This window comes from Shinella sp. (genome assembly GCF_052438155.1).
Taxonomy (GTDB): domain Bacteria; phylum Pseudomonadota; class Alphaproteobacteria; order Rhizobiales; family Rhizobiaceae; genus Shinella.
This window is the reverse complement of record NZ_JBQVPI010000004.1, coordinates 13,662-38,082: the sequence shown is the minus strand read 5'-3', so window position 1 is coordinate 38,082 and position 24,421 is coordinate 13,662. Positions and strand designations below refer to the sequence as shown.

General features: G+C 63.5%; 25 protein-coding genes. 22 read left to right on the top strand and 3 right to left on the bottom strand.

All coding sequences use genetic code 11. From position 1 onward, the window contains the following. Window positions 1-37 precede the first annotated feature (37 nt). The 11 genes from ACT6VE_RS09120 (at window position 38) to ACT6VE_RS09070 (ending at window position 10,904) form a co-directional block, all read left to right on the top strand. Window positions 38-1,276 carry an extracellular solute-binding protein gene (locus tag ACT6VE_RS09120; protein WP_444798299.1) on the top strand — a complete coding sequence of 413 codons (1,239 nt, stop codon included), beginning with the start codon at window positions 38-40 and terminating at the stop codon, window positions 1,274-1,276. A 70-nt stretch (window positions 1,277-1,346) separates the two neighbouring features. Further along, complete coding sequence (locus ACT6VE_RS09115) at window positions 1,347-2,231, top strand: carbohydrate ABC transporter permease (protein WP_444798298.1); 885 nt, start codon at window positions 1,347-1,349, stop codon at window positions 2,229-2,231. Continuing rightward, on the top strand, window positions 2,231-3,076 hold the full coding sequence (locus tag ACT6VE_RS09110; RefSeq protein ID WP_444798297.1) for a carbohydrate ABC transporter permease: 846 nt from the start codon (window positions 2,231-2,233) through the stop codon (window positions 3,074-3,076). Before ACT6VE_RS09115 ends, ACT6VE_RS09110 begins: the two co-directional genes overlap by 1 nt. Beyond that, the gene (locus ACT6VE_RS09105) at window positions 3,073-4,089 is read left to right on the top strand and encodes an SIS domain-containing protein (protein ID WP_444798296.1); all 1,017 of its coding nucleotides are present in this window, start codon (window positions 3,073-3,075) and stop codon (window positions 4,087-4,089) included. Before ACT6VE_RS09110 ends, ACT6VE_RS09105 begins: the two co-directional genes overlap by 4 nt. Beyond that, on the top strand, window positions 4,090-5,013 hold the full coding sequence (locus tag ACT6VE_RS09100) for a PfkB family carbohydrate kinase (protein WP_444798295.1): 924 nt from the start codon (window positions 4,090-4,092) through the stop codon (window positions 5,011-5,013). Next, complete coding sequence (locus ACT6VE_RS09095; RefSeq protein ID WP_444798294.1) at window positions 5,010-6,074, top strand: ABC transporter ATP-binding protein; 1,065 nt, start codon at window positions 5,010-5,012, stop codon at window positions 6,072-6,074. Before ACT6VE_RS09100 ends, ACT6VE_RS09095 begins: the two co-directional genes overlap by 4 nt. Window positions 6,075-6,229: 155 nt before the next feature. Then, entirely contained in the window at window positions 6,230-6,529 is a 300-nt protein-coding gene (locus ACT6VE_RS09090; protein ID WP_444798293.1) for a DUF2218 domain-containing protein, read from the top strand. A gap of 303 nt (window positions 6,530-6,832) precedes the next feature. Then, entirely contained in the window at window positions 6,833-7,660 is an 828-nt protein-coding gene (locus ACT6VE_RS09085) for a transporter substrate-binding domain-containing protein (RefSeq protein WP_069063000.1), read from the top strand. A 62-nt stretch (window positions 7,661-7,722) separates the two neighbouring features. Continuing rightward, complete coding sequence (locus ACT6VE_RS09080) at window positions 7,723-9,003, top strand: NAD(P)/FAD-dependent oxidoreductase (protein ID WP_444798292.1); 1,281 nt, start codon at window positions 7,723-7,725, stop codon at window positions 9,001-9,003. Window positions 9,004-9,055: 52 nt separating this feature from the next. Then, on the top strand, window positions 9,056-10,027 hold the full coding sequence (locus ACT6VE_RS09075) for an amino acid ABC transporter permease (RefSeq protein ID WP_444798291.1): 972 nt from the start codon (window positions 9,056-9,058) through the stop codon (window positions 10,025-10,027). After that, window positions 10,017-10,904, top strand: coding sequence for a DMT family transporter (locus ACT6VE_RS09070; RefSeq protein ID WP_444798290.1), 888 nt, complete (start codon window positions 10,017-10,019; stop codon window positions 10,902-10,904). The genes ACT6VE_RS09075 and ACT6VE_RS09070 overlap by 11 nt, the downstream gene beginning before the upstream one ends. Window positions 10,905-10,935: 31 nt before the next feature. On the opposite strand, the gene ACT6VE_RS09065 is transcribed toward ACT6VE_RS09070, so the two are convergent. Both ACT6VE_RS09065 and ACT6VE_RS09060 read right to left on the bottom strand, forming a co-directional pair. Continuing rightward, on the bottom strand, window positions 10,936-11,748 hold the full coding sequence (locus ACT6VE_RS09065; protein ID WP_444798289.1) for a PfkB family carbohydrate kinase: 813 nt from the start codon (window positions 11,746-11,748) through the stop codon (window positions 10,936-10,938). 83 nt (window positions 11,749-11,831) lie between these two features. Then, the gene (locus ACT6VE_RS09060; RefSeq protein ID WP_444798288.1) at window positions 11,832-12,845 is read right to left on the bottom strand and encodes an SIS domain-containing protein; all 1,014 of its coding nucleotides are present in this window, start codon (window positions 12,843-12,845) and stop codon (window positions 11,832-11,834) included. A 204-nt stretch (window positions 12,846-13,049) separates the two neighbouring features. On the opposite strand from ACT6VE_RS09060, the gene ACT6VE_RS09055 reads away from it, so the two are divergent. Genes ACT6VE_RS09055 through ACT6VE_RS09045 form a run of 3 tightly spaced genes read left to right on the top strand, consistent with a single transcriptional unit; the run spans window position 13,050 to window position 15,351 of the window. Next, window positions 13,050-13,781: a GntR family transcriptional regulator gene (locus ACT6VE_RS09055; RefSeq protein WP_444798287.1), complete on the top strand. Its 732-nt coding sequence runs from the start codon at window positions 13,050-13,052 to the stop codon at window positions 13,779-13,781. 30 nt (window positions 13,782-13,811) lie between these two features. Then, complete coding sequence (locus ACT6VE_RS09050) at window positions 13,812-14,591, top strand: SDR family NAD(P)-dependent oxidoreductase (RefSeq protein ID WP_444798286.1); 780 nt, start codon at window positions 13,812-13,814, stop codon at window positions 14,589-14,591. Between the two features lie 10 nt (window positions 14,592-14,601). Then, a complete protein-coding gene (locus tag ACT6VE_RS09045) occupies window positions 14,602-15,351 on the top strand; it encodes an SDR family NAD(P)-dependent oxidoreductase (RefSeq protein WP_444798285.1) in 750 nt (249 codons plus the stop codon). A gap of 42 nt (window positions 15,352-15,393) precedes the next feature. On the opposite strand, the gene ACT6VE_RS09040 is transcribed toward ACT6VE_RS09045, so the two are convergent. Then, window positions 15,394-16,257 (bottom strand): MurR/RpiR family transcriptional regulator, encoded by an 864-nt coding sequence (locus ACT6VE_RS09040; RefSeq protein ID WP_444798284.1) that lies wholly within the window; start codon window positions 16,255-16,257, stop codon window positions 15,394-15,396. Between the two features lie 138 nt (window positions 16,258-16,395). Here ACT6VE_RS09040 and ACT6VE_RS09035 point away from each other — a divergent pair, with 138 nt between their 5' ends. The 8 genes from ACT6VE_RS09035 to ACT6VE_RS09000 all read left to right on the top strand — a co-directional run bounded on the left by ACT6VE_RS09035 (window position 16,396) and on the right by ACT6VE_RS09000 (window position 24,379). Next, on the top strand, window positions 16,396-17,484 hold the full coding sequence (locus ACT6VE_RS09035) for a D-TA family PLP-dependent enzyme (RefSeq protein ID WP_444798283.1): 1,089 nt from the start codon (window positions 16,396-16,398) through the stop codon (window positions 17,482-17,484). A 120-nt stretch (window positions 17,485-17,604) separates the two neighbouring features. Next, on the top strand, window positions 17,605-19,098 hold the full coding sequence (locus ACT6VE_RS09030) for a M81 family metallopeptidase (RefSeq protein WP_444798282.1): 1,494 nt from the start codon (window positions 17,605-17,607) through the stop codon (window positions 19,096-19,098). A 56-nt stretch (window positions 19,099-19,154) separates the two neighbouring features. Beyond that, a complete protein-coding gene (locus ACT6VE_RS09025) occupies window positions 19,155-19,547 on the top strand; it encodes a RidA family protein (protein ID WP_444798281.1) in 393 nt (130 codons plus the stop codon). 175 nt (window positions 19,548-19,722) lie between these two features. Further along, window positions 19,723-20,265, top strand: a complete 543-nt coding sequence (locus tag ACT6VE_RS09020) for a flavin reductase family protein (RefSeq protein ID WP_444798280.1) — start codon at window positions 19,723-19,725, stop codon at window positions 20,263-20,265. Between the two features lie 109 nt (window positions 20,266-20,374). Next, window positions 20,375-21,727: an LLM class flavin-dependent oxidoreductase gene (locus ACT6VE_RS09015; RefSeq protein WP_444798279.1), complete on the top strand. Its 1,353-nt coding sequence runs from the start codon at window positions 20,375-20,377 to the stop codon at window positions 21,725-21,727. A gap of 10 nt (window positions 21,728-21,737) precedes the next feature. Further along, on the top strand, window positions 21,738-22,589 hold the full coding sequence (locus tag ACT6VE_RS09010) for an ABC transporter permease (protein WP_444798278.1): 852 nt from the start codon (window positions 21,738-21,740) through the stop codon (window positions 22,587-22,589). A 32-nt stretch (window positions 22,590-22,621) separates the two neighbouring features. Further along, the gene (locus ACT6VE_RS09005) at window positions 22,622-23,596 is read left to right on the top strand and encodes an ABC transporter substrate-binding protein (RefSeq protein WP_444798277.1); all 975 of its coding nucleotides are present in this window, start codon (window positions 22,622-22,624) and stop codon (window positions 23,594-23,596) included. Window positions 23,597-23,605: 9 nt separating this feature from the next. Continuing rightward, complete coding sequence (locus ACT6VE_RS09000; RefSeq protein ID WP_444798276.1) at window positions 23,606-24,379, top strand: ABC transporter ATP-binding protein; 774 nt, start codon at window positions 23,606-23,608, stop codon at window positions 24,377-24,379. Window positions 24,380-24,421 lie beyond the last annotated feature (42 nt).

The window sequence follows — 24,421 nt, the reverse complement described above, 5'->3', positions numbered from 1 at the left end:
GTCACTTTCGCAATCAAGAAGCAAACCGGAGGAAGACATGTTGAAATCAATCAAGAAATCCCTGCTTGGCGCGGCGCTGATAGCGGCCGTTTCGGCGCCGCACGCCTTTGCGGAAACCACACTCAACGCGCTTTTCATGGCGCAGGCCGCCTATAGCGAAGCCGATGTGCGTGCCATGACCGACGCCTTCAGCAAGGCGAACCCGGACGTCAAGGTGAACCTCGAATTCGTTCCCTACGAGGGCCTGCACGACAAGGCGGTGCTCGCGCAAGGGTCCGGCAGTGGTTATGACGTCGTGCTGTTCGACGTGATCTGGCCGGCCGAATATGCGACGAACAACGTGCTCGTCGACGTTTCCTCGCGCATTACCGACGACATGAAGAAGGGCGTGCTGCCGGGCGCCTGGACGACCGTCAATTATGACGGCAAGTCCTACGGCATGCCTTGGATCCTCGACACGAAATACCTGTTCTACAACAAGGAAATCCTCGAAAAGGCCGGCATCAAGTCACCGCCGAAGACCTGGGCCGAACTCAACGATCAGGCCAAGATCATCAAGGACAAGGGCCTGCTGGCGACGCCGATCGCCTGGAGCTGGTCGCAGGCCGAAGCCGCGATCTGCGACTACACCACGCTGGTCAGTGCCTATGGCGGCGAGTTCCTGAAGGACGGCAAACCGGCCTTTACTGAAGGCGGCGGTCTCGACGCGCTGAAGTACATGGTCGACAGCTACAAGTCCGGCCTCACCAATCCCAACTCCAAGGAGTTCCTGGAAGAGGACGTGCGCAACGTCTTCCAGAACGGCGAGGCGGCCTTCGCACTGAACTGGACCTACATGTACAACATGGCCAATGGCGGCAAGGACAGCAAGGTTGCCGGCAAGGTCGGTGTCGTGCCGGCGCCGGGCGTCGAGGGCAAGAGCACGGTTTCGGCCGTCAACGGCTCGATGGGCCTCGGCGTCACCACGACGAGCAAGAATCCCGATGAGGCCTGGAAGTACATCGTGCACATGACCTCGCAGGAGACGCAGAACGCCTATGCGAAGCTCAGCCTGCCGATCTGGGCATCCTCCTACGAAGATCCGGCCGTCACCGCCGGCCAGGAAGAGCTGATCGCCGCCGCCAAGCTCGGCCTTGCCGCGATGTATCCGCGTCCGACGACGGCGAAGTATCAGGAACTGTCCACGGCGCTCCAGCAGGCCATTCAGGAGGCTCTGCTTGATCAGGCGTCGCCCGAAGACGCGCTGAAGTCCGCCGCAGAAAACAGCGGCCTCTGATAATCACGCCTTGCGGGCGGCTCCGGTCGCCCGCACACTTTCCTTCCCGACAATCGATGACGAGGACGCTATGTCCGGCACCTGGATGACCACCCGGGCATGGCTTCTCATGCTGCCGCTTCTGATAATCATGCTCGCCGTGATCGGTTGGCCGATGATCGACACGGTCCGGCTGTCCTTCACCGATGCCAAGCTGGTCGGAGCTTCCGGCAATTTCGTCGGCGTCGACAACTACCTGAAAATGCTGGGCAGCAGCAACTTCCAGCGTGCTCTCTGGGCGACCACCTGGTTTGCCGTAGTGTCCGTGACGGCGGAAATGGTGATCGGCGTTCTTGCTGCCCTGCTGCTGAACCAGCAGTTCTATGGCCGCACGGTGCTGCGCGCGCTGTTGATCCTGCCCTGGGCTCTGCCAACCGTCGTCAACGCGACCCTGTGGCGGCTCATCTACAATCCGGAATACGGCGCGCTGAATGCGGCGCTGACCCAGATCGGCCTGCTTGACAGTTACCGCTCCTGGCTCGGCGAACCCGGCACGGCAATGACGGCGCTGATCGTCGCCGATTGCTGGAAGAATTTTCCGCTCGTCGCCCTCATTGCACTCGCCGCCCTTCAGGCCGTGCCGCGCGACATTACCTCCGCCTCGCTGGTCGATGGTGCCGGCTCCTTCGCCCGCTTTCGTTTCGTCATCCTGCCCTATCTTGCCGGCCCGCTGATGGTGGCGCTCGTGCTGCGCACGATCGAGGCCTTCAAGGTGTTCGACATCATCTGGGTGATGACGCGCGGCGGCCCTGCCAACTCGACGCGCACCCTGTCGATCCTCGTCTATCAGGAGGCGTTCTCCTTCCAGCGCGCAGGTTCGGGGGCTTCGCTCGCCCTTGTCGTCACGCTCATCGTGACGGTGCTGGCGATCGGCTACGGCATGCTGGTGCGCCGCGCCGCCGGGAGTGCCGCCTGATGGAACATCGCAGCCGACTTGCCTCCATTCTGATCCATGTCGCAGCCCTTCTGTTTGCCGCAGTCATTCTCGCTCCGATCTTCTGGCTCTTCGTCATGAGCATCTCGCCAGCAGCCGATCTCGTCGAAAAACCGTTGCGCTGGTGGCCGAGCACGGTCGATTTCTCGCGCTATGCCACGTTGCTGTCGACCATCCCGAACAGTGCCGGCGCTGCCTTCACCGCCTCGCTCGTCAACAGCATCCTGGTCGCCAGCATGGCGACGATCGCGGCTATCGCGCTTGCCGTTCCGGCGGGGTGGGCCGTCTCGCGCACGCCCTCGATCGGCTGGTCGCTGTCGCTGGTGATCGCCACCTACATGCTGCCGCCGGTCGCATTGGCCGTGCCGCTCTACATGGCACTCGCAGCCCTGGGGCTGCTCAACTCCGTCTTCGGTCTGGCACTCGTCTATCTCAGCATCCTTGCCCCGTTCACGACCTGGCTCATGAAATCCGGCTTCGACGGCATTCCTCGCGAGATCGAGCAGGCCGCGATGATGGACGGTGCGAGCCTCTTTGCCACGCTGCGCATCGTTACCCTGCCGCTCGCCATGCCGATCGTCGCCACCTCGGCGCTGTTCGCCTTCCTGCTCGCGTGGGACGAGTTCTTTTATGCGCTGCTCTTCACCTCGGACCAGCGCGCACGAACCTTGACGGTGACCATTGCCGACCTCGCCGGCGGTCGTGTTTCCGATTACGGGCTGATCGCCACGGCCGGCGTGCTTGCCGCACTGCCGCCGGTCCTGGTCGGCCTCCTCATGCAACGGGCCTTGATCTCGGGCCTCACCAGCGGCGGTGTGAAAGGATGACCATGACGACGACACGACCGGAGGGCCTTCTCGCCATCGATCGGGAAATGGCCCGGCAGCACGCCGATGCGCTTGCCTCCTTCCGCACCAATGGCGAAGTGGCGGCCAAAGCAGCCGCAAGCCTGAAACGCACCGGCAGGCTGCTGCTGCTCGGCATGGGCGGCTCGCACGCCGTCGGCCGAGCCGTCGAGCCGCTCTACCGCCTGCTCGGCATCGACGCGATCGCCCTGCCGCTGTCCGAACAGCTCGGCGCGCCGTTGTCGCTTGACGGCCGCACTGTCTTCATCACCTCGCAATCCGGTGAAAGCGCGGAAGTGCTGCGCTGGTTCGAGGAGACCAGCGGCAGTGCCGAGACTTTCGGCTTCACGCTCGAAACCGGCTCCTTCCTCGCCCGCACCGCCCCTTGCCTAGTGGGCCACGGCGGTACCGAACAGGCCTTTGCCGCGACGCGAAGCCTGACGGTGAGTTTCGCCTTGCACCTCGCCATCCTTGAAGCGCTGGGCGAAGATGCCTCGCAGGCTGTCGATGCGCTGGAGAACCCGCTGGAACCCGCCATAGACGAGGCTCTTGCCGCCCTTTCCGGCGTCCGCTCTGTCGTGACATCCGGGCGGCGGCTGCAGGGTCTTGCGGAGGCCATTGCACTCGGCTTTACAGAACTCTCCCGCGTGCCGTGCTTCTCGCTGGAAGGCGGCCAGTTGCGGCACGGGCCGATGGAAATGCTGTCGCCGGAAATGGGCGTCGTGTTGTTCCGCAGCGATGATGAGACGGCCGATCTCGTAACGGCCATGGCGACGTCCGTGGTCGCGGCCGGCGCCAAGCTCGTGGTCTTCGATGCCTGCGGCCACCCGCCGGTCGCCGGCGCGGCAACGATTACCTTTCCGCCGCTGACAGGGCTTGCCGCTGTCTTCGCCATGCTGCCGACGGCACAGCGCCTGATGATCGCCTTTGCCGCCGCACGCGTTGCCGATGCCGGAACGCCGGTGCGCTCCAGCAAGATTACCCGGAGTGAATGAGTGAAACCGCTTGCCGTCATTGGAAACGTCAATATCGACCTGATCATGGGCCCGGCCGCGCCCTGGCCGCAGCCTGGCACGGAAATCATCGTCGACCATGACGAGTTGCGCGTCGGCGGTTCGGCCGGCAATGCAGCCCTTGCGTGGCTCGCCCTCGGCACGCCCTTCGAGATAGCCGCAAGCATCGGCAGCGACCGCTTCGGAACCTGGCTCGCGGAGAGTTTTGGTACGCATGCCGAGAACTGGCCGGTGCATGGCGAAAGCACGACGCTCTCGGTCGGCATCACCCATCCGGACGGTGAACGCACCTTCTTCACGACGCGGGGCCATCTGCCGCTCTTCAGCCTGGAGGATGTTTTCGCCGTGCTCGACGGCCCGCGTCTTGCCGGCGGCATCGCACTGCTCTGCGGCTCTTTCCTCACCGACAAGCTGGTGGAGGACTACGACCGTTTCTTCGACTGGGCGGATCGCCACGACATCGCCGTCGCCCTCGATACCGGCTGGCCGCTGGCGGGCTGGACCGAGCAAAACAAGGCGGCGGCCAGACGCTGGCTGTCGCGCTGCCGCATCGCCCTGCTCAATGAGGTGGAGACGACAAACCTCGCCGGTGTTTCCGACCCGACCGAGGCGGCGTCCATCCTTCGCCGGGGCATGCCGACGGATGCCATCGTCGTGGTGAAAAGCGGGCCGAACGGCGCGATTGCTCTCGATGCTGACGGCAAGGTTTTTCGCGCCGAGGCACCCCGGGTGACGGTCATCGACACGATCGGCGCCGGGGACGTGTTTAACGCGGCCTTCCTGGCCGCCTTCGCCGCCGGCAACGGGCTCGAGGAAAGCCTTGCGGCCGGCACCCGCGTCGCCTCATGCGCCATTTCGACCCATCCCAGACGCTACGCACCGACCGTGCAGGAAGCCCTCGCATGAGCACGCTGACCATCAACGCTATCCGCAAGAGCTACGGCGCTATCGAGACGCTGAAGGGAATCGACGTTGCGCTGGAAAGCGGCGAGTTCCTCGTGCTGCTCGGGGCATCCGGCTGCGGCAAGTCCACATTGCTCAACATCATTGCCGGCCTTGCCGAGCCGACGAGCGGCGATATCCGCATTGACGAGCGCTCCATCGTCGGCGTGCATCCGAAGGATCGCGACATCGCCATGGTGTTCCAGTCCTATGCGCTCTACCCCAATCTCACCGTGCACCGGAACATCGGCTTCGGGCTTGAAATGCGCAAAGTCGAAAAGGCGGAGCGTGACCGCGCGGTGCAAGAGACCGCAAAGCTCCTGCAGATCGAAAACCTTCTGGAACGTAAACCCGGCCAGCTTTCCGGCGGCCAGCGCCAGCGCGTGGCGATCGGCCGGGCGCTGGTGCGCAATCCGAAAATCTTTCTCTTCGACGAACCGCTTTCCAACCTCGATGCGAAACTGCGCATGGAAATGCGCACCGAACTGAAGCGCCTGCACCAGATGACCCGGACGACGGTCGTCTACGTCACGCACGACCAGATCGAGGCGATGACGCTTGCGACCCGCATCGCGGTGATGCGCAACGGCCGCATCGAACAGCTCGACACGCCGGAAAACATCTACAACCGGCCGGCGACGCTTTACGTCGCTACCTTCGTCGGTGCGCCGCCGATGAATCTGCTGGCAGCGACCGCGGGTGAGGGCGGTCTCCGCGTTGACGGTACGGATATCGTTGTGTCAGTGCCGGGACTGGAGTCCATCGCTCCGGGCCGCCGGCTCGTTCTCGGCATCCGACCGGAGGCAATCGGAAAAACCGACGGTGTCCTGTCGCTCTCGGCGCGCTGCGAGGTCGCGGAATTGACCGGCCCGGAACTGGTCGTGACCGCGATGGTCGGCAACCAGCGCATCGTTGCAGCCCTTCCAGCCTCTACGAAGCTTCAGGCTGGCGACGAGATCGTGCTCAGCGCCGATCCCGACGCCTTTCACGTCTTCGACGCGGAAACGGAACAGCGGCTGAATTGACGGCAACGCGATGCTTCCTGCCGGGTCATCATCTGGCCGGCATCTGAGAATCGGCCTTGGCACCCGGCTTTTCTTGTCGAAAAACATGAGTATGAAGGTTATGTTTTAACTGCGTGCAAATGTTCCGCCGCAGTCCAAGGATGAGAGGAAAAGGTATGATCGAATCCGTCGCCTATTTGAACACCGAGCACGGCTCGAAATATCTGGTGCAATTGTGCAAGCACTTCGCCCACAAGGTTGAGGTCACCTACTCGGACAATCGCGGCGAATGCCGCTTCGACCGTGGCGTCGCCACACTGGATGCGGATGCGGACGGTTTGCGCATGACCGTGAAGGCGGACGATGAGGAGAGCCTCGGCTGGGGCCAGTCGGTCATCGAATCGCACCTTGTCCGATTTGCCTTCCGCGAAGAACCCGGCGCTTTCGACTGGCAGCGTCAGGGCGAGGCCGCTTGACGGATTTCCTCGAACCAACATGACAGGTGAAGCAGGCAGTCGCACAGCCCGATCATGGGCCGTGTCGCCCCCGGCACTTTCCGTAGGCTCGGGCAAAGATGTACGACAACTGCACTGAATCGCGTGGCGAACCGTGTCGTTGTTGATTGGCTGAGTCATCACGGAATTCTATGGGCTCATCTCATCGTTTCATGACTTCTGGCCTTCTGCGCCCTTGACTCCGAAACATCCCAACTGACACACTTTGTTGTCAGACATCTTACATAAACGGGGATTCCGGTAACGGATCAAAAGGAGGACCACATGAAAACGCTCTTCATGCGACTGGCCGTAGGTGCCGCTTTCGTCGCAGCCGCCGTCTCTGCCCAGGCCGGCGAGACGCTTGACCGCGTCATGGAAAAGAAGGCGATGGTCGTCGCCACCAACAGCGGCTGGCCGCCCCAGAGCTATCTGGACGACAGCAACGAGATGGTTGGCTTCGACATCGACGTGTCGCGCGAGATCGCCAAGCGACTCGGCGTCGAGGTCACCTTCGATACCCCGGACTGGGCGACGCTGACGGGCGGCCGCTGGCAGGGCCGTTACGATCTCGGCGTCGGCTCCGTAACGCCCACCAAGGCGCGCGCCCAGGTCATCGACTTCGTTGGCATCTATTATTACAGCCCCTATGTCTACGTCGTGCACAAGGACAGCGGCGCGAAGACCGTCACCGATCTTAACGGCAAGGTCATCGGTGTCGAGACGGCGACGACGTCGGAAGACTTCATCAACCGCAAGCTGGAAATCGATGCGCCGGGCCTGCCGCCGATCGAATACAAGCTTGAGCCGGGCGAGGTTCGCACTTTCGCCGATTCCATGCTGCCCTTCGATGACCTGCGCCTTGGCGCCGGTGTGCGTCTCGATGCCGTGATCGCGCCGGAACAGACCGCGCTCAACGCCATCAAGAACGGCTACCCGCTGCGCGTTCTGGATGGCGACTATGCCTTCCGCGAGCCGCTCGTCGTCATCGCCGAAAAGGTCGATCCGGAATGGACCGCCAAGGTCGGCGGCATCATCGAGGAGATGAAGAAGGACGGCACGCTCGGCACGCTCACCACCAAGTGGTACGGCAAGGACTACAGCGCCGACTGACGAACTGCCGGCGCGGGCGGATTTCTCGTCCGCGCCCCTGATATTCTATGGGGAGCATGCGCATGGCCTATCCGGACACCTATTACAAACGCACCATGGCGGACCAGACGACGCGCGCCGCCCTTTCGGGCACGGTCGAATGCGACGCGGTCATCGTCGGCGGCGGCCTTGCCGGCCTTTCGGCCGCCTTGCAGCTTGCCCGCGCCGGCAAGCGCGTCACGGTTCTGGAGGCCGAAAGCATCGGTTTCGGCGCCTCCGGACGCAATGGCGGTTTCGTTGGGCCTGGCTATGCAACGGGCGGCGACGATATCGCGCGTGTCGTCGGCAAGAGCGCGGCGCGCCAGCTTCACCAGCTTTCCGTCGAAGGCATGGAATTCATTCGCGAAAACATCCAGTCGCTCGGCATCGTGGATGCCAAACCTGAGTCGGGCATCATGAGCGTGCTGCGCTACGACGATGGCGCGGGCCTGAAGGCCTATGCGGAAGCGACACGCAGGGACTATGGATGCGAGCTTGAATACATGGATCGCGATGCCGTGCGTTCAGTGCTGAAATCCGAGCGCTATTTCCAGGCGCTGCGCAATCCGAACGCCTTTCACATGCACCCGCTCAACTATCTGCGTGCCATCGCGCAGGAAATCGAGCGTCTTGGCGGGCGTATCTGCGAACAGTCGCCAGCGACGTCCGTGGATCTTTCCGGTCCGGAAAAACGTGTGAAGACGGCCGGCGGCGCGGTGAAAGCCCGCGACGTGGTCTTCACGACGGGCGGCTATACCGGCGCGCTCAACGGCAAGCTGAAGCGCTCTTTCCTGCCGATCGCCACCTATGTCATGGTGAGCGAAGAGGCGCCGGAGCTGATCGCCTCGGCGATCACCACCAGGAATGCGATCGGCGATAACCGCCGGGCGGGCGACTATTACCGCGTCGTCGACGACGGCCGCCGCCTGCTTTGGGGCGGGCGCATCACCACCCATGCCGCCTCGACGGCAGGCCTTGTCACGGAACTGCGCGACGAAATGGTCGGCACCTATCCGCAGCTTGCCGGCCTGAAGACGGAGCTCGCCTGGTCGGGCCTCATGTCCTATGCCCGCCACCTGATGCCCCAGATCGGGCGCATGAGCCCCGGCGTCTGGTACTGCACCGCGTTCGGCGGGCACGGCCTCAATACGACGGCCATCGGCGGCATGGTCATCGCGGAAGGCATTCTGGGCGAGAGTGAGCGCTACAAGCTGTATGAGCCGTTCGGCCTCGTCTGGGCCGGCGGTCTTGCGGGGCTCGCGGTGGCACAGCTCACCTATTGGAAGCTCCAGGCACAGGACTGGTGGCGCGAGCGCGCCGCCTGAAGCGTTTGCGGCGACAGCATGCGGACAGAGAACAACAAGGCAAGGGCGGAACATGATCGGTCGACTGATACTCACCTACCCTGAAACATCGCGCAGGGCCGGGGCCCTGCTGATCCTCGCCATGGTGACGGCGGCGCTTTATTCCATCGGGGTCAGTTCCGCCTGGCTCGGGCATCTCCTGCCGTCCTCGGCAACCTGGCTTGGGGAGAACCCGGCAGCCGGACGACTTGTATCGGCGGTGTTGATCGCCCTTATCGTAGCCGCGAACTGGAAGGCGCTGCGCCAGCTATCGCGCCGCCAGCAGACCGTCGCCGTCTGGGTCGAGCTGTTCTCGCTCCTGATGCTGTTCTTCTATTCCTTCGACCTCTCCTTCGCCTTCATTGCCAAGAAGGTCGGCTTTCTCATCACGCAGGGCGTCACGACAACGCTCTACATTTCCGCGATTTCCATTGTCATCGCCACGATCATCGCGCTTGCCGGCGCGATTGCGAAACTCTCGACCAACGGCGTCATCTACGGGCTTGCGACCTTCTATACCTCGCTGTTCCGGGGCCTGCCGCTGCTCATGCAGATCTACATCATCTATCTCGGCCTGCCGCAGGTGGGCTACGTGATCGGCGCGGTCCCGGCCGGCATCCTCGCGCTGTCGCTCTGCTACGGCGCCTACATGACCGAAATCTTCCGCGCCGGCATCCAGAGTATCGACCGCGGGCAGACGGAGGGCGCCACCGCGCTCGGCCTTAGCCCGGCACAGACGATGACGCTCGTCATCCTGCCGCAGGCCATGCGCGTCATCATCCCGCCGACCGGCAACCAGTTCATCGCCATGCTGAAGGATTCGTCGCTTGTATCGGTCGTCGGCGTCTGGGAAATCATGTATCTCGCCCGCACCCTGGGCCAGACCGAATTCCGCCATATCGAGATGCTGATCACGGCCTCGATGATCTACTGGATCCTGTCGATCGGCCTGGAATATGCCCAGTCCCGCATCGAGAAACGGTTCGGCCGCTTCAATGCCCGCTGAAGCGCCGGCTATAAAGACCGACGGCGCACCCATCGCGCCGTCGAACAGCCGGGCTGCGCTGCTCGTGCTCGTGGCCTTCTCGATCTTTTCCGGAACCGATGCCATCGTGAAGATCATGGCGGCGGATATTCCGGCGCCACAGGTGACGTTCCTCATCACCGTCACGGCGCTTGTGCTGCTGCTACTCCACGCCTTCGTCACGGGGCGCATTCGCCGCCTGATGCCGCGCCAGCCGAGCCTTGCCTTCTGGCGCGCGCTGCTGCTTGCCGTGGATACGCTGTTGATCCACTACGCCTTCGCAAAACTGCCGCTGGCAGAAGCCTATCTCATAGCTTTCCTGACGCCGATCCTCGTCGCCATGCTCGGCTTCTTCCTGCTCGGCGAACGGCTTTCCGCAGTGGGTTGGGCCGGTGTGCTGATCGGCTTTGCCGGCGTGGCCGTTGCCCTGAAGCCGGGCGCGGCACCCCTCAATCTCGGCCATGCCGCCGCCCTCGGCTCGGCCGTCTTCTTTGCTTTCTCGCTCATCCTGCTGCGCCGGGCGAAGGTCGGAGAAACGGACGAGGCGCTCGTTGCAAGCCTGCTGGTCGTCATGACGCCGGTCGTCCTGGTTGTCGCCGCCAGCTCTGGTGGATTGATCGCGATCGATCTTGCAGACCTGGGTTTTGCAATCGCCGGCGGAGCAATGATGCTCGGCGGCCATGCGCTGCTTGTGCGCGCATTCCGGGTCGGCGAAGCATCGGTGGTGGCCCCGTTCCAGTACAGCCAGATCATCTGGGGCTGTCTCTACGGTGTGCTTCTTTTTGCAACGCCGATCGAGATGCACACGCTTGCCGGCGCGGCGATCATCATCTTTTCGGGCTGGCTGGTTCTGAAATAGGAGCCTTTGCTTTCGCGACCCCTTACACAGCCTACAGCGGCTGCGGCTCCTGCGGAAACCCGCCGACATGCGTGCAGGTCAGCGCCGCCTGATCGCGGCCGGCTTCAAGGCATTGCCGTAGTGGTTGGCCGGTGATGCAGGCCGAGAGAAACCCGGCAATGAAACTGTCGCCTGCACCGGTCGTATCGACCACATCGACTGGTCGGATGCCGATCTCGAAGCGGTCCACGCCATCGCTGGCGAACGAGCCCTTGCCGCCACGCGTGACGACGGCAAGCGGCACCCCCTCGGCGAGAAGGCGCTGCAGCAGGATTTCGGCCACGTCGTCGTGGCTTCCGGCCGAGGCGAAGGCAATGGAGAGACCATCGGTGCCGAGATTGGCCGGATCCGCGTTGACGGAAATGTCCTGCGAGACGCTGACGCCCGCGGCCGCAAGCGTCCGACGCAGGGCGCCGCCATCGTCCATCCAGCCGATATGGACGTGATCCATGGTCTTGAGGAGGGCGACGTCTGCATCATCGGGCCTGTAGCCGGCGCACACGCCGAAATCCTCGTAGACAAAGATGCGGTCGCCGGAGGGCAGGACGTCGACATCAGTATAGGCCGTGATACCGGGTCGCTCGCCAAGATATGTCACGTCGACGCCATTTGCCGCGAGCAATGCGCGTGTCCGCCTGCCGGCCGCATCGGGGCCGACGGCACCGAAGTAGAGCGACTTCCGGCCGAGGCGGGCGAGCTGCACGGCGACATTCACCGCATTGCCGCCGACAAGCGACTGCGAGAGGGGCGGGCGGAAACGGTCGATGCAATTGTCGCCGACGGCGGCGAAGCGGAGGGGTCTCATGCGGATCTCGTGATGGGCTTCAAAGCCGCGAATGCGATATTACCTGCATTCGCAGCTTTGGAGGGGACGTCAAGCCGCTGATTTCAATAGGCGACGCGCTTGTAGTAGCGCCGCGTCGTCAGCGGATGGTTGCGCATGACCTCGAGATACGCGCTGATGCGCTCCAGAACGGTCGCCAACAGCACCGGTGAGACCAGCGCCCGCACCTCCGGCGAAATGCCCGGCAGGTCGAAGTCGGCGGTGTCGAGCACCGTCAGCTTGTCCGTGTAGCTCGGCACGAAAGCCTGGACGCGGTCGGCGAGCGGGCGCAACGCGTCTTCGCCCTTGAAGAGGATGACGCTCACGCCCTTTTCCACCAGTTCCAGGGTGCCGTGGAAGAAGTCGGAGGCATGGACAGGGCGGGTGCGGATCCACTGCATCTCTTCGAGGATGCACATGCCGTAGTAGAAGGCTTCCGGCCAGACGTTTCCGGCGCCGGTGACAATATGGTAGTCGGAGCCGGCCAGCACCGCAGCGAATGCCTTCGCCTTCGGTTCATAGGCGCGCTTCACCTCCAGCAGCAGTTCCGGCATGCGGGCGAGTTCGGCGACCATCGCGTCATGGTTTTCGATTTCGCCGCGATGTTTCAGGATCGCGAGCGCGACGAAGAGCGACTGGAGATAGAAGGACTCGCAGGACGTATCGTCCTCTGCGAAGTTGACGAAGACATGGTCGCCGCCCTTGCCGAGCGGCGTTTCCGCGTGACCGACCAGCGTGATGACCGTCGCGCCGATCGCCTTGAGCTTGTCGAGCAGCGCCACGCTCTCCTTCGTCGTGCCGGAGAGGGAGGGCATGACGACGATCGACTTTTCGGTCAGATTGGCCGAGCCGGTGAGCACGAGTTCCGCCGGCATGTCGATGAAGGCCGGGAAGCGCGAGCGGCGTTGCAGCAATTGCGCCGCCGGTTGCATCAGGATCGCCGCGCCGCCGGTGCCGAGGAAGAAGATGTTTTCGGCGCCCGCCGCGAGGCAGGAGCCGATCACGCTTTCCAGTCGTTTCTGCAGGCCGACTGCGCCAGACTGGATGCGGAGAAATCTCGGTTCGTCAAAATTCAGCATGGTCCTGCCCCGATGAGGATGATCTCAATGTTGTCTGACAACTGACATCACGGCATTTGCCTGTCAAGACGGCAGGGTCGAAATTTCAGGGGACGCCTAAGCGTAACATATTGCACAAGGTTACGCCGCGTCTGCCCACACTTGACCGCTCAAAATTTGTCAGACAAGAAAGCAGGTGAGACCAATGAACACAGAGGCATTTCGGTGGACGAGCCCCTTCGCGATTCGCGCACCCTCGCCGTCCAACTACGGGACCGGATTGCCGATCTCATCCGTGACGAGGGGCTGCGGCCGGGCGACAAGCTTCCGACGGAGGCGCAGCTCACCCAGCGGTTCAAGATTTCCCGGCCGGCACTGCGCGAGGCGCTAAAACTGCTCGAACAGGACGACGTGATCTATGTGGAGCATGGCCGCGGACGCTTCGTCTCGGCGCTCTCCGCCGTCCAGGTTGACCGGCCGATCACCGTCTTCGAGAGCGTCACCGACATGACGCGGCAATACGGCTATCACCCGGTCAACAAGGTTCTGTCGATCTCGGAAGAGACGCCGGACACGCGCGTTGCCGAGAGCCTGCGCCTTGGCCCGGCCGACCGCGTCATCCGCATCGAGCGCATCCGTCTGCATGAGGATGAGCCGATCCTCTACTGCGTTGACTACCTGCCGCGCGGCATCATTCCGGGCCGGCTTTACGACATCGACTGGAGCGGTTCGCTCCTGAACCTTCTGGAGGAATACGGCAACCGCCCGCGCATGTCGGCGGCGAGCGTCTCCTCCGTCCTGTTGCCGGAAGACGTGGTCGAACGCCATGGACTGCGGGATTTCGGCCCGGCGCTGTTGATCACCGAGGTCTGTTTCAACGCGGCCGGCGAGCCGGTCAATTATGCGATCGATTATCATCGCGGCAGCCATTTTTCCTTCAGCCTGACCCGCAAGTAGCGGCCGGCACCCAATCCAGCAGAGGCAGACATGACCGATCAGGCCACCCGAAGAGTAGCACTCATTGCCGGCGGGGCCGGCGGCATGGGAGCGGCGATCGCCGCACGGCTGTCCGCCGACGGCTATGCCGTCGCCATCGCCGACCTTGAATCGGAGCGCCTGACCGCAACGGTGGAAAGGCTCGCGGCCGAGGGCGGCGATGCACTCGCCGTACCGCTCGACATGCGCAAGGTCGCTTCCTGCGCATCTGCAGTCGAAGCTGTGATCGGTCGGCACGGCCGCCTCGACGTGGTCGTCAATTCCGCCGGCGTCTGGCGCGAAGGCGATTCCGTGACGATGACCGAGGCGGATTGGGACATCGTCATGGACGTCAACCTCAAGGGGGCGTTCTTTCTCATCCAGGCCGCCATTCCGCATCTCGGCGCCGGCGCCTCGATCGTCAATATCGCCTCGGACGCCGGCCTCGTCGGCAACAATGGCGCGGCCATCTACTGCGCCTCGAAGGGCGGGCTCGTGCTGCTCACCAAGGCTTTGGCGCTGGAACTGGCCCCGCGCCAGATCCGCGTCAATGCCGTCTGCCCGGGCGATGTCGCGACGCCGATGATCGAGTTCCAGGCCGACCGTTATGGCGACGGCGATCCGGATGGCTACAAGGCGAAACTGTTGTCCAATTACCCCCAGAAAGCGGCGGCGCGCTTCATCAAGCCGGAGGAAATCGCCCGCATGGTGGCCTTCCTCTGCGAACCGGACGCGGCACCGATCACCGGCGCCGCTCTATCGGTCGATTTCGGCGTGACGGCAGGCTATTGAGGAAACGGTTATGCAGCGCAAGACGGCGATCATCACAGGGGCAGGGGCCAAGGACGGCATCGGCTTTGCCTGCGCAAAAAGCCTTGCTGAAGAGGGATTTTCGGTTCATCTCGTCGCGACCAGCGACCGTATTCTCGCCCGTGCCGAAGAATTGCGAGCCGCGGGTTTCTCGGCCACGGGCCATCTCTGTGACCTCACCTCCAAAGCCGCCGTCGAAAAACTCCGGCAGGTGACCGGGCCGGCCGCCGTGCTCGTCAACAATGCCGGCATGGGCAGCCTCGCCCAGCCGGCGCTCCAGCGGCATTTCGTGGACCTGGAGGAAGAGGACTGGGACCGCGGCATTTCAGTCACCCTCAAGACGGCCTTCCTCGCCACCCGCATCTACCTGCCGGACATGCTGGCGGACGGCTATGGCCGGGTCGTCAATGTCGCATCGGTGACCGGGCCTTATGTCGCCAACCCCGGCGAGACCGCCTATTCCGCCGCCAAGGCCGGCATGGTCGGCATGACGCATGCGCTGGCGCTCGAAGCCGGCCCGCGCGGCGTCACCATCAATGCAGTGGCGCCCGGCTGGATCGAAACCGGCGCCTCCACGGAAGAGGAACGCCGTGCCGCGCGAGCCACGCCCTGCGGCCGCGCCGGCCGGCCGGACGAAGTGGCCGCCGCGGTCGCCTTCCTCGCTTCGCCGAAAGCGAGCTACATCAACGGCGCCGTGCTGGTTGTGGATGGCGGGAACATCCTGCAGGAGACAAAGCACTAATCCCGGACCGGGAGGCCCGGAACGGCACTTTCCCCGCCGCCGCTAGTCGCCGAGCGCCTGTCGGTCGTCGCCGTCGCGGCGGCGGACCAGTTCCTCCTTGATGCTGCGCAGGCTTCTCGTCGCCCGGTCGCGGTCGGCATAGGCGACGAGATTGGCGAGCATGTCGATCACGGCAAGATAGGCGTAGCGCGTCGAGGTCGGGCGAAAGATGTTCTTGCCTTCCGGCAGGTCGATGGGGATCACGATATCGGCGAGCTGCGCGACCGGTGAATTGCTCTGTGTCAAGACGATGCTTGGGATGGCGCGCTGGCGCAGCAACTCGAGACAGCGCACCAGGGCCGGGTCGCGACCGCTGAAAGAAGATGCGAACACGACCGTGCCGGGCTCCGCGGCGGCAGAGAGCATCATGTTCATGTTGTGATCGTTGGACGTATGGATGCGGCAGCCGAGCCGGAAGAGCCGGTTGTGCAGTTCGTTGGCGATCATCGCGGAATTTCCGCTCGCACCGAAGGCATGGATGAAGCCTGCGCCACGCAGCATCTCAGCCGCCTTGCCGATCGCTGCGAGATCGAGTTGGCGATGAAGCTGGGATAGGGCGTTCTGCGCCGTGGAGACGATGTCCTCCGCTACTTCCGCCGGCGTCTGTGTGGGCACGTCCGGTTTCAGATAACGCAAACCGACATAGGGCATCTTGGCGAGTTGTACCTTGAAGTCCGGAAAACCCTGGCAGCCGAGCCTGCGGCAGAACCGCGTTACCGTTGGCGGCGAAACCCCGGCACGTTCGGCAAGCGCGTTGATCGATGCGTTGACGACGAAATCGATATCCTCCAGCACGAGGCGGGCAAGCGTCTTCTCCCGGGCCGAAAACGTGCCCTCTTCGTCCGAAAGGGCGTGGAACAGATCCATTCAAACTCCTGCGCGTCGCATGCCGTGAGGGACGCGCTCCGTGAAAACCGATTTCTTCTCTCGCCCTTTCGTACCATAGTGGCGGGCAGCTTCAACGGGCGCCCTCGACCGATCGGCGCCGAAAATCCGCAGGTTCCCATGACGTCTCCCTGGCCGGCCGCCGGCACGCCGCTCGATCAGATCGCAACCCCCATGCCCGTCGTGGACGAGGACCGGCTCGCTGCGAACATCCACCGGGCGCAGGCCTATTTCGACGCGCATGGGAAGGCATTCAGGCCGCATATCAAGACGCACAAGATCGTCGCCGTCGCCGAGGCGCAACGTACGGCCGGGGCCATCGGGATCAATTGCCAGAAGGTGAGCGAGGCGGAGGTCTTCGCCGACGCCGGCTTCGAGGATATCCTGATCACCTACAATATCCTCGGCGCCGCAAAACTGCAGCGTCTGCGTGCCCTGCACGACCGCATGCCGCGTTTGAGCGTGGTGGCCGACAGCGAGACGACGGTCGCGGGGCTGGCCTCGGCCTTCGAGGTCGCGCACCCGCTGACGGTGCTTGTCGAATGCGATACGGGCGGCAAGCGCTGTGGCGTGCAGACGCCGGAGGCGGCGGCGCATCTGGCCGAACGGATAACGGCATCGCCGGCGCTTCGGTTCGGTGGCATCCTCACCTATCCCGCACCGGCTGGCGCCCAGGCGGTCGAGGCTTTCCTGGCCGCGACGATGGCAATGCTTGCGAAGAAGGGCATCGATTGCCCGATCCGCTCGAGCGGTGGTTCACCCGATCTGTATCAGGCCCACCTCGTACCCTCGGCGACCGAGCACCGCGCCGGCACCTATGTCTATAACGACCGCAGCATGGTGCGCGCCGGCCATTGCACGCGGGCGGATCTCGCCATGCACATCCTTGCCACCGTGGTCTCGCGCCCGACTGAGGACCGCGCCGTGCTGGACGCCGGCTCGAAGGCGCTCACCTCGGACCTGCTCGGTTTCAGCGACTATGGCGAAATCGAAGGTTTTGAGGCAGCGCGCATCGTCTCCCTGTCGGAAGAACACGCGGTCGTCGATATCGGCGAATGCTGGGATCGTTTCCCCGCCATCGGCAGCGTGGTGCGGGTCGTGCCCAACCATACCTGCGTCGTCAGCAACCTGTTCGACCGCATGGTTTTCCATCGCGACGGGATCGTGACACGGGTGGAGGATGTGGCTGCACGTGGCACCGTATGGTAATATAATTTCAGAAATTATCGAAATTCTTCGCCTATAATTGACATATCTGAGAAAAATGCCTTTTCTGTGAAAACTATTTACAAGCCTTCACGAAGACTCATAAATCCACGGATGAACGGCATGCGCATTTTTACGGCCTCCCTTGCGACGGAAACCAACACGTTTTCGCCCGTGCCCACCGATATGAACGCCTTCAAGGCGGCGTTCTATGCGGGGCCGGGCGAGCATCCGGATACGCCGACGCTGTGCTCCTCCGTGGTGCCGATTCTACGTCATCGCGGACGGGCGGAGGGTTTTACCGTCATCGAAGGGACTTCCTGCTGGGCGGAACCCGCCGGACTCATTCAGCGCAAGACCTATGAGACGTTGCGCGACCAGATTCTTGGCGAACTCGACGCCGCCATGCCGGTCGACGCTGTCGTGCTTGGCCTGCATGGCGCGATGGTTGCGCAGGGCTATGACGACCCGGAGGGGGATTTTCTGGAGCGCGTTCGTGGCCGTGTCGGCCCGGACGTGCTGATCGCCGTCGAATTCGATCCGCACAGCCACCTCACCGCCAGGCGCGTCGCCAATCTGGATATCCTAGCCGCCTTCCTCGAATTCCCGCACACCGACTTCGAGGAGCGCGGCGATCATGTCGTCGATCTGGCGCTGCGCGCGTTGAACGGGGAGATTAAGCCGGCCATTTCGACCTTCGACTGCCGCATGATCACCATCTACCCGACAAGCCGTGAACCCATGCGCTCCTTTGTCGACCGGCTGAAGGCGATGGAGGGCAAGGACGGCATCCTGTCGATTTCCGTCATCCACGGTTTCATGGCCGGCGACGTGCCGGAGATGGGCACGCGCATCGTTGTCGTCACGGATGGTGACAAGGCGAAGGGCGATGCGCTTGCGCAGGCGCTCGGCCGCGAGCTTTATCGCCTTCGCAAACAGACCGCCATGCCGATGCTGGATACCGAGGCCGGTCTCGGCAAGGCGCTGGCAATTCGCGCCGAGCAGCCGAAAAAGCCTGTCGTCATCGCCGATGTCTGGGACAATCCCGGTGGAGGCGTGGCGGGCGACGCGACGCATATCCTGCGCCGGATGCTTGAACGCGGCTTCGAAGACGTCGCGGTGGCGACGATCTGGGATCCGATCGCCGTGTCCTTCTGCCATGCCGCAGGGGAGGGGGCGGAGCTTGCGCTGCGCTTCGGCGGAAAATCAGGCCCCGAAGGCGGTGCGCCACTCGATCTTCGGGTGACGGTGCGGCGCGTATTCGATGCCGGCTGGCAGAGCTTTCGCAACAGCCGGGTGACGCTGGGCAGCACCGCAGTCGTCCGGCCGGTCGGCACGACGATCGACATCGTGCTGATCACCAGCCGCACCCAGACCTACGAGCCAGATATCTTTTCCAACCAGGGCATCGATTTTACGGAAAAAGCCTTCCTGCTGGTGAAATCGACCAACCATTTCCACGCCGGGTTTCAGCCGGTCTCCTCGGATATCGTCTATATCGCGGCACCGACCTCCTATCCGACGGACCCGGCGACGACGCCCTACCGCAAGGCGCGCCTCGATATCTGGCCCCGTGTCGCCGACCCACTCGGGCTCGATCCTGTCATTTCTGGTTGACGGCGGCTGGCAAAGCCGGTGGTGCTTGGACGAAACGATCCAAAGGAGAATCGGCCATGGCTGACTACGACGCACCCTTCTTCATCGAGGATACCGACGAGGGCGAGATTTCCTCCGATGTTGCCGGCCTCGGCAACCTGCTCGTCACCACGCATACTCCACTCGCAGCGGACGGCTCGCTGGAAACCGGGGACATCAAGACCCAGAGCATCGCGACGCTGGAAAGCCTGAAGACCTCGTTGGAAAAGGCCGGTAGCAGCCTTGCCGACGTAATGCACCTGACGATCTATCTCACCGACATGGCCGAGCGTCCGGCCTTCAACGAAGTCTACTGCGCCTACTTCAAGAAGCCCTATCCGGTTCGCTGCGCCGTCGGCGTCGCGGCCCTTGCCGATCCCGGCATGAAGGTCGAGGTGACGGCGATGGCGGCGCGGCGCAGGCGCGTCTGAGATTTCGTCGCATTCTCCCTGCGAACAGGCCCGCCGGCAGGGAAAGTCGGCGGGCCTTCTGACTGATATGCATATTTTCTATAAAAATAGTCAATTTCAGAAATCCGTGCCTGCTACCTCTCGTTTTCGTTTGTTATCCCTATGAACATCCGAAGTCTCAAGCGGAGCGGGAACGATGAATGCGCATGCCGAAAACACTCTCTTCAACGTCCGTGATACGGCGGTGCTCGATCACCCGGCGGATGCCGATCACCTGAAGGCGGCGCTGCGCACGCTGGGCGGCGGCGTCAGCATCATCACGGCAGGCGAGGGCGAAAGCCGCACGGGCGCGACCGTCACCTCCGCGACGGCCCTGTCCATGGAGCCGGCGCGCATGCTCGTCTCCCTCAATCGTACCTCGTCCACCTGGCCCGTCGTCGAGCGCTACGGCCACCTCGGCGTCAACATCGTCGGCGCCAGCCATGAAGCGCTCGCCGACCAGTTCGCCGGACGCGGCGGCCTTCGTGGGCCGGACCGCTATCGGGGTGCCGAATGGACCACGGCCGTCAGCGGCGCGCCGCTGCTCGTCGATGCCGTCGCGGCGATCGATTGTACCGTCGAGGAAGCCATCGAGCGGCACAGCCACGTCATCGTCATCGGCAGGGTTCTGGCGATCCGCATCGGTGCCGGCCATTCGCTGCTCTATCAGGACGGCCGCTATCACGCCGTGCCCCGGTAACGGCTAAGCGGCCACCCGCCGCAGGCATCACCCATTCTGCAATGCCCCAACCCGCAGCTGGCGGGATCGAGAACCTGCGGCCACGCGGCCGTCTTCGAAAGGAAACAAGATGACACGCAAGATCAGACTTGGCGCCTTCCTTCCCGGCGGGGGACAGCACGTCGCTTCGTGGCGGCACCCGGACCAGCCGGTCGACGGCGCAACGAGTTTCGCGTTCCACAGGCAGCTCGCCGAGACGGCCGAACGCGGCCTGTTCGACGCCTACTTCCTTGCAGACAACCTCGCCATCGGCTTTGGAGGGGCGCGGGAAGGCGGCAATGCGCGCATCGCAGGCTTCGAGCCTGTGACGCTGTTCTCCGCGCTCGCCCCCTTGACCACGAACATCGGCTTCATCGCCACGGCGTCGACGACGTACGAGGAGCCTTACAACACGGCGCGCAAATTCGCTTCGCTGGACCTCCTCTCCGGCGGCAGGGCCGGCTGGAACGTCGTCACCACGACCGGCGACCCGACCGCACAGAACTTCAACCGCGACACCCAGCTTCCCCATGCCGCGCGGTATCGGCGCGCCGCCGAGCATGTCGATGTGGTCAAGAAGCTCTGGGACAGCTTCGAGGATGACGCCTTCATTCGCGACAAGGAGAGCGGCGTCTTCTACGATCAGGACAAGCTGCATGAGAGCGAACATCGCGGTGAACATTTCCAGGTGCGCGGGCCGCTCAACGTTCCCCGCTCGCCGCAAGGCCATCCGGTAATCGTGCAGGCCGGCCAGTCGGAAGACGGACGCGAACTTGCCGCTGCCACCGCCGAGGTGATCTTCACCGCACATCAGCACATCGAGACGGCGCAGGAATTCTACCGCGATATCAAGGCGCGTGCCCGTGGCCTCGGCCGCAGTCCGGACCATATTCTCGTCATGCCGGGTGTGGCACCCTTCGTCGGCCGCACTGAAGCCGAGGCGCGGGAAAAATACGAACGTTTGACCGCACTCATCGTAGAAGAAGACGGCATCGGCCTGCTGAACGGCCTCACCGGCGGCACGCTCGATTTGCGCGGCTATGATGTCGATGGACCGTTGCCACCCGCGCCACCGACCGAGGGCATGAAGAGCCGGCAGGCGCTGATCCGCCAGATTGCCGACGAGAACAATTTCTCCATTCGCCAGCTCTATCAGTGGATCGCCACCGCGCGTGGGCATTTCACCATCGTCGGCACGCCGGAAACGATCGTCGATACCCTGCAGGAATGGTTCGAGAACGAGGCCGCCGACGGCTTCAACATCCTGCCGCCATGGCTGCCGACAGGGCTCGTGGATTTCGTCGAGCTGATCGTGCCGGAACTTCAGCGCCGCGGCCTGTTCCGCACTGCCTATGAGGGCCGGACGCTGCGTGAAAATCTCGGCCTGCCGTTCCCCATCAACCGCTGGGCCGGCGCGCGCGCCACGGCCCAGGCTGCCGAGTAAGGAGAGCGCCATGTCCTACGAAAACGTCAACTCCACCCTCGGCGCAGACTTCCGCCTGACCAACGGCCCACGCGCGACACCGGCTCTCATCACTCGGTTGAATGCCCTGTTACCGGCATTCTTTGCCCGTTACGGACTGGTGTTGGCCTTCCTGGCGCTCTGGCAGGTTTCGAGCACGCAGGGTTGGGTCAATCCGTCCGTCTTCCCGCCGCTCGACCTTATCCTGTCTGCTCTTTGGGGCAGCCTTTCGAGCGGGGCGTTGCTGGATGATATCGCCATCAGCCTCCAGCGCGCCGGCATCGCCTTTGCCGCCGCCGTGGTTATCGGCATTCCGCTCGGCCTCGTCATGGGGCAGGCGCGGGTCGTCGAGCAGGCGCTCGATCCGTTGCTACAGTTTTTCCGCCAGACCTCCGCGCTTGCGCTCTACCCGATCTTCATCCTGCTGCTCGGCCTTGGCGAAACCTCGAAAGTCTTCGTCATCTTCTGGGCGACGCTTTTTCCGATCCTGCTTTCGACGATCGGCGGCGTGAAGGAAGTCGATACCAAACTCATCGAGATGGCGCGAACCTACGGTGCGGGACGCCTCGCAATCTTCCGTCGCGTCGTGCTTCCGGCCTCGGTTCCGGCGATCTTCGTCGGCTTGCGGCTTTCGGCAACCACGGCCCTGCTGCTGCTCATTGCCGCCGAGATGATCGGCGCCAACAAGGGCATCGGCTTTCAGGTGATGAATGCCCAGTACAATTTCCAGATTCCTCTGATGTTCGCAGCCATCCTGCTGCTGGCGCTGCTCGGTCTGCTTGCCAATGCGGTGCTGGTTCTTCTCCAGCGAAAACTCTGCCGCTGGGCGCAGCCCAACGCCTGATCCCCATTTTTTCTTTCCGAAAGGACACGTCCATGGCCTTCCATTCCCGCAAGCTTCTCCTCTCCGCAGCCCTCTTTATCGGCCTTGCCGGCGCCGCCTCGGCGGAAGACGTCAAGTTCCGCTATCTCGCCAGCCAGGGCGGTCTCTCCGCCCATGAACTCGCCGCCGAACTTGGCTATTTCGACGGAACCGGCATCTCGATCGAAAACGTCGGTTATGCCACGGGCGGCCCGGCTTCGCTGATTGCGCTTGCCTCGGGTGACGTGGAACTCGGCAGCGCCGCAACCGCGGCGGTGTTGAATTCCATTGTTGGCGGCAACGATTTCGTCGCTGCCTATCCTTCAAACGGCATCAACAAGGAGGTAGAATCGATTTTCTACGTCCTGGAAGACAGCCCGATCAAGGACATCAAGGACATTGCCGGCAAGAGCATCGCCGTGAATACGCTCGGCGCCCATCTCGATTATACCATCCGCGAGGCGCTGCATTCGGTCGGCCTGCCCACCGATGCAGCCAACCAGATCGTCGTGCCTGGGCCGCAACTCGAGCAGGTCCTGCGGTCCGGCCAGGTGGATATTTCCGCCTTCGGCTATTGGCAGACGACGTTCGAGGGGGCGGCTAGAAAGACCGGCGGCCTGCGCGCGGTCTTCGGCGATACGCAGGTGCTCGGCGAAATCGCCGGCGGCTTCATTGTGTTGCGGCGCGACTTCATCAAGGCGCATCCGGAGGCTGCCAAGATCTTCGTGGAGCAGTCCGCGCGCGCCCTCGACTATGCCCGCGAGCACCCTGAAGAAACCCGCAAGATCTTCGCAAAAGCCTTGGGAGAACGCGGCGAAAACCCTGAAATCGCGCAATATTTCCGTGGTTACGGCGTGCGCGCCGGCGGTCTTCCGGTCGAGCGGGACGTGCAGTTCTGGATCGACGTGCTGGTCCGCGAGGGCAAGCTGAAGGAAGGCCAGCTTGCGGCCAAGGACGTGCTTTACTCTCCCGACGCCGCAACAAACTGAGGCACGATCATGAGCCTTGCTCAACAGACTGTGCGCGGGGAGGTGACGATCCGTCACCTCTCCAAATCCTTCACCCTGAACGGGCGCCCGCTGCCGGTTCTCAGCGATGTCAACCTGCAGATCCGCTCCGGTGAAAGCCTCGCCATCGTCGGCGCCAGCGGCTCCGGCAAGACGACGCTGCTGCGCATTCTTGCCGGTCTCGACGAGGCCGACAACGGCGAGGTGCTGATCGACGGCAAGGCGGTTAAAGGCATGGGGGCCGAGCGCGCCGTCATCTTCCAGGAACCGCGCCTGCTGCCCTGGCTGACCGTACTCGACAACGTCGCCTTCGGTCTCGATACCCGTGGCGGCGTCAGCCGGGAAGAGGCGCGCAACCGGGCCCGGCGCTACGTGCATCTTGTCGGGCTCCAGGCCTTCGAGACCGCATACCCGCGCCAACTCTCCGGCGGCATGGCGCAGCGCGTCGGCATTGCCCGCGCCCTTGCCGTCCAGCCGGAAATCCTGCTGCTCGACGAGCCGCTGGGCGCGCTCGACGCGATGACCAAGATCAGCATGCAGCAGGAACTGACGCGCATCTGGCGTGACGAGGACGTGACGACCATTCTCGTTACACACGATCTGGAAGAGGCGATCTATCTCGCCGACCGCATTCTCATCCTGCCGCGCGAGAAGAACGCCGCGCCGCGGTTGATCGAGATCGATCTGCCGCGCCCGCGCGACCGGAGTTCGCCGCAATTCGTTCGCCACCGCGAAGAGCTGCTGAACCTCTTCGGGCTGCACTGACAGCAATCCCTGACGATTGCCTTTGACCCCGCCTGCTCCGGC